This is a genomic window from Candidatus Cloacimonadota bacterium (assembly GCA_011372345.1).
In the GTDB taxonomy this organism is placed as follows: domain Bacteria; phylum Cloacimonadota; class Cloacimonadia; order Cloacimonadales; family TCS61; genus DRTC01.
This window is the reverse complement of sequence record DRTC01000010.1, coordinates 1-4,189: the sequence shown is the minus strand read 5'-3', so window position 1 is coordinate 4,189 and position 4,189 is coordinate 1. Positions and strand designations below refer to the sequence as shown.

4 protein-coding genes are annotated in these 4,189 nt (G+C 36.5%); 1 reads left to right on the top strand and 3 read right to left on the bottom strand.

The features are described 5' to 3' along the window. Positions 1-69: 69 nt before the first annotated feature. Positions 70-1,410 (top strand): response regulator SirA, encoded by a 1,341-nt coding sequence (locus tag ENL20_00170; protein HHE36976.1) that lies wholly within the window; start codon positions 70-72, stop codon positions 1,408-1,410. 11 nt (positions 1,411-1,421) lie between these two features. Here ENL20_00170 and ENL20_00165 read toward each other — a convergent pair whose 3' ends face one another. From ENL20_00165 to ENL20_00155, 3 genes are all read right to left on the bottom strand, one after another. After that, positions 1,422-2,015 (bottom strand): M48 family peptidase, encoded by a 594-nt coding sequence (locus ENL20_00165; protein HHE36975.1) that lies wholly within the window; start codon positions 2,013-2,015, stop codon positions 1,422-1,424. Between the two features lie 96 nt (positions 2,016-2,111). Then, the gene (locus ENL20_00160; GenBank protein ID HHE36974.1) at positions 2,112-3,032 is read right to left on the bottom strand and encodes a histone deacetylase; all 921 of its coding nucleotides are present in this window, start codon (positions 3,030-3,032) and stop codon (positions 2,112-2,114) included. A 58-nt stretch (positions 3,033-3,090) separates the two neighbouring features. Continuing rightward, positions 3,091-3,966 (bottom strand): hypothetical protein, encoded by an 876-nt coding sequence (locus ENL20_00155; GenBank protein HHE36973.1) that lies wholly within the window; start codon positions 3,964-3,966, stop codon positions 3,091-3,093. Positions 3,967-4,189 lie beyond the last annotated feature (223 nt).

Genomic DNA, 4,189 nt, shown 5'->3' with positions numbered 1-4,189 from the left:
TTGTAACACAATCATTTTTGATTGTGAAAGTAGCACAGAATTGCATTCTGTGAAAAATACGGAGTATAAATGAATAAAATAAAATTTGTCATTAAACGGAGCGGAGCAAAAGTTCCATTTCAAAAAAGCAGAATTATGAATGCCATCTACAGTGCAGCAGTAGCGGTTGGTGGACGAGATAAAAAAGTTGCTGAAAATCTTACGGAGAAGGTTATTCAAGAATTAAAAGAAAATCCGGCAAAGGATTATATTCCCCACATTGAAGAAATCCAAGATATAGTTGAAAAAGTTCTGATCAAAAACGGACATTCTCAAGTTGCAAAGGCTTATATTTTATACAGAGAAGAGAAAAATCAGGGAAGAAAAAATAAAGGAAAACTCGATTCTCTTCCTTCGGAAAATATTCCCTGGAATAAAATCTGGAGAATTCTCGATTGGGCTATATCACATGATCTTCATACTATCGAAAAATTAAACTGGAGAATTAAGAGAGGTGAATTTCCGGCAATTGTCAATGAATCGGAAGTTGCTTATGAAAACGATGTCTCAACTGCTGCCGAATTGATCATCGAAAGACACAAGAACCTGAAAATGGTGATGATCAGCGGTCCTTCATCTTCCGGGAAAACTACGACAACTATCAAGTTGGAAACCCGATTAAAGAAAAAAGGACTGAAATTCAAAGCCTGGAATGTCGATAATTACTTCTTCGATCTGGAAATGCATCCCAAAGACGAATTCGGAGATTATGATTTTGAAACTCCGCAAGCACTCGATCTTCTCATGATCAATGAACATCTGAAATTGCTCTGTAAAGGTAAAGAAGTAAAAATACCTTTCTACGATTTCAAAACCGGAACAAGACATTTGAACAGAACTCCAATGAAAATTGGAAAAAATGAAATTCTATTAATAGACAGCTTGCATGGACTTTATCCTGATTTCAGCAAAGAAATCCCAAATGAAAACAAATTTAAACTTTATCTCGAACCACTTCTACAAATGAAAGGACCGGACAACAAGTTCATTCGCTGGACAGATCTGCGAATGATCAGGAGAATGCTGCGCGATGCAACTCATAGAGCATATAAACCTAAACAAACTCTTGAACACTGGCATTATGTTCGCAGAAGTGAAAAACGGAATATCATTCCTTATGTCAACACAGCAGATTATATCATAAACAGCGGAATGCCGTACGAAATTCCTCTCTATAAAACAAGACTATTCAATGAATTCAAAGAATGGACGAAGAAATACAGAGATGATCCGTTAAAAGAAGATGCATACGAAAGGTCTGTTCGGATTTATAAAATTCTCAATGCTGTGATTGGGATCGAGGATGATTCTCCGATTCCCAAAGATTCGGTTTTAAGGGAATTTATTAGTGGGAGTTGTTTGGAATATTAATGTACTTATCTTCACAGATATTTGATCTGATATTTCCGCAGTTCTTTTCGATGTTTTTTGGCATCCGGGAGATATTTCTCTAATTCATCCCAGAAATCTTTGCTGTGATTCTTAATGCGAATATGAACGAGTTCATGCAGCAGAATGTAATCCTGCAGTTCGGAAGGTAATCTTATTATTTTGAAGTTCAAACTGATATTATTTTTAGAAGAACAACTTCCCCACCTAGTTCTCTGCCAGCGAAATGACACTTTATTGAATTTGAATCCGTATTTTTTAGCAAGTTCACAGAGTCGATCATAGAGGAATTGAGCTGATTCCTGCACTTTGATCGGTTCGTTATTTTTATTGTTTTTTCTTGCTTCTTCATCTTGTTCCCGGATTTTTTGAACTTTTTTCAGGATCAAATCCTGTTTGGATAAAACGAACTCTTTAACAGATTTTAAAGAAACTCCTCTCGGAACTATCACTCTAATTTCTTTAGACGAACCGGAACTAAAAGTTATTCTAACCCGTTTTGCTCGATAACTTCTTACAAAATGAACTGATCCGAAATCTTTATAATATACTTTTTCTAATGTTTCGATTTTTTTCTCTCTTTCCAATTAGAAAACTTAAAACTTCCGAATGTACGAAGTTCTTCGGAATGTTGAAGATCTTCAAACAATCGGAAGATCAACGAGTTGAACATTCCGATGTTTTTAATAATCCGACATCAGAGTCCTGATATGACAACAAACAGCTTTTGCCAGACCTTCCAGGTTATATCCACCTTCGAGAACTGAAACAATTCTATCATCACAAAATTCATGAGCGATTTCCATCACCATTTTCGTTAACTTGATAAAACCATCATCCGTGATCTTAAAACAACCGAGAAGATCATCTTTCCTGCTGTCAAAACCAGCAGAAATAAGGATCAGATCAGGTTGGAAAATTTCAGCATTAGGAACTAATATTTCATCGTAAACTTTGAGTATATCCTCATCTGTTGCTCCATAATGCATGGGAACATTGAAATTCGTTCCTTTTGCTTCCCCGAATCCGGTTATTTCCGGAAATCCGCTCAAAGGATAATCATAAAGATTATGTGTGGAAAAGAACATTATATTCGGATCATTGATTGTAAAATCCTGCGTTCCATTACCGTGATGATAATCCCAATCTATGATCAGGACCTTCTGCAAACCGAGAACCTGTTGGGCATATCGAGCAGCGATTGTGACATTACTGAAATAACAGAATCCTTCTTCCCTGCCTTCATTATGAATATGATGTCCAGGAGGACGAACCGCACAAAAAGCATTCCGTACAATTCCATCAACAACAGATTTCACAGCTCCCAGAATATGAGCAACAACTAGTTCAGCGATTTCTCCGGTTGGTTCTAATTGTTGAATAGAGCGAACATGTTCTTCAGTATGAACTTTTCTGATATGTGGTAATGGATTTTCTATCGGAAAGATTTTTTCCAATTTATCGTATAGATTTTCTTCTTTCAATTTCTGCAGAATTGCTTTCAGTCTTTCCGGAGATTCCGGATGTTCCCATTCGATTACATGATCGAGGAAACGCTCATTATAGGCGAAACCGGTTTTATAAGTATTTTGATCTTTCTGCATCTTTATTCCTGATACTTTTTTCTAACAACTTAATAAATCAGGATTGAAATATTCTTTTTCATTCCACTAACACCGTCTCTATTTCCATCTCCTGCGTCAAAGGGATTTTCATTTCCTGCGGACCGGAGCTGACAACGGTTCCGGTTCCATTACCTTTGGAGATCAATTTCACAAAGATACCGTTATTATAGTCAAAATACCAGGTTTCTTTTCCTTTCATCTTTCCGGTAGTGGTAAATTCCATTCCCTGCTGTTCACCTTTGCTGTTTAAAACTCCTGTATAATCCACTTCGATCCTGGCACAATCGTGTCCATTCATCTGTTCAAAACCATCGAGAGTATTTTCACCGGTGATCACGATCTGCATATCCATTCCACCTTCATTAACCTTGATCGTATCTAATGTTGTCCAACTATCTCCGGTTGCAATATATTTTCCTGACAGGGTGGGAAATACGGATTGGAAATCGGAAGAAATGCTGCGTTCTCCTTCAGATCCCAGAGTATATTTGATCTTATCCAGACCTTTAAATTCAAGTTCTTTTCCTAAAGATGAGAGAGTCATTTCAAAACTTTTTCCTGCCACTTCGCTCAAATCCGGAGTCATATTTCCCATCGAACTGGAAACATTCATAGAGATTGAATCTATGATAAATTCAAGCTGGAAATTGTTTTCTTTTTGTCCTTTGGAATTCACAGAATAGACATAATCCTTTTTTATTTCAGTCAGCATATTCTGTCCCATGATCTCCATGGATTGCGTGAAATTATCAATTGTTCTATATTTGAGAGTTTGTCCTTCCGGCATTTTATATCTGAAGTCCAGTTTTTCCATAACTGTTTCCAGAGTTTTTGATTTTCCTGCACATCCGGCAATGATGACCAGAATGAGAAGAATAAATGAACAACTTAAAATTTTCCTTTTTCTAAACATGACTTTCTCCTTTTAAATAATTTTTTAGATCGATGTGTTTTTATTAATCGTTATTTGGATGTCAAGAATAATGATGGAAACGAGGGAAGGAAGCCGGAAACAGGAGAAAGGAAATGGAAGGAAGGAAAAAGAGGGAGGTTATTTTCGTTCCCAAACTCCTATTTGGGAAATGCTGTTGGTCAAAAAACTCTGTTTTGTTTTGAGTTTCAGAGCTATCATGTTT

Coding starts and splice junctions, on each gene's coding strand:
- ENL20_00160 (HHE36974.1), bottom strand. CDS start 3,032: ATGCAGAAAGATCAAAATACTTATAAAACCGGTTTCGCCTATAATGAG.
- ENL20_00170 (HHE36976.1), top strand. CDS start 70: ATGAATAAAATAAAATTTGTCATTAAACGGAGCGGAGCAAAAGTTCCA.
- ENL20_00155 (HHE36973.1), bottom strand. CDS start 3,966: ATGTTTAGAAAAAGGAAAATTTTAAGTTGTTCATTTATTCTTCTCATT.